This is a genomic window from Vibrio sp. 1249-1, from assembly GCF_033340495.1.
Genome location: NZ_JAWOWJ010000212.1, coordinates 1 through 944 on the forward strand (window position 1 = coordinate 1; position 944 = coordinate 944).

Below are 944 nucleotides of genomic sequence, written 5' to 3' on the forward strand. Positions count from 1 at the left end.
GCTAAACCCAGCCGTTGTGCTGATTGAGAACGTGCCTGAGTACCAGAACACCGCTTCGATGGAAGTGATTCGTTCGGTGCTCTCTTCGTTGGGTTACTCCCTACAAGAGCGCATTCTCGACGGCAATGAGTTTGGGGTTATTGAGCGCCGCAAGCGTCTTTGTGTTGTTGCGCTTTCCCACGGGATCGACGGGTTTGAACTTGAGAAGGTTCAGCCTGTTCGCACCAAGGAAAGTCGCATACAGGACATCCTGGAGCCAGTTCCGCTCGATTCTGAACGTTGGAAGTCATTTGACTATCTGGCTGAGAAGGAGTTGAGAGACAAAGCTGCTGGCAAGGGGTTCTCTCGCCAGCTTCTGACTGGCGACGATGAGTTTTGCGGCACCATAGGTAAGGACTATGCAAAATGCAGAAGTACCGAACCTTTCATTGTTCATCCAGAACAGCCGGAGTTGTCTCGCATCTTTACACCGACAGAACATTGTCGAGTGAAAGGGATACCAGAGGAACTCATCCAAGGTCTGTCGGACACTATTGCCCACCAGATTCTCGGGCAATCGGTAGTCTTTCCCGCGTTCGAGGCTTTAGCCCTCGCATTAGGGAACAGCCTGTGGAGCTGGGTTGGAATGATGCCAATCATGGTCGAAGTCGTGGATGAATCACAGCCGGTGATCGGTGGTGAAGACTTCCATTGGGCAACGGCATTGGTTGACGCAAAGGGCACTCTCAAGCTGTCACCGGCAGCGAAAAAACAGGGGATGCCCTTCAACATTATGGATGGTCAATTGGCTGTCTATTCACCTAACGGAACTAAAAAGAGCTGCGGCCATGAGCCTTGCGAATATCTCCCGGTAATGATGTCCGGAGACGCAATCATGGTCACTTCATCTTTGGTTCATTAGTAACTCACCGGGGCAATGCCGAAAGGCCTTTGCTCCGGCCTAT

General features: G+C 51.7%; 1 protein-coding gene. It reads left to right on the top strand.

The window, feature by feature from the left end; all coding sequences use genetic code 11:
• Positions 1-901, top strand: a 901-nt coding sequence (locus R7Z50_RS25325) for a DNA cytosine methyltransferase (protein WP_318149461.1), incomplete at its 5' end; no start/stop codon positions are given.
• Between the last annotated feature and the right edge of the window lie 43 nt (positions 902-944).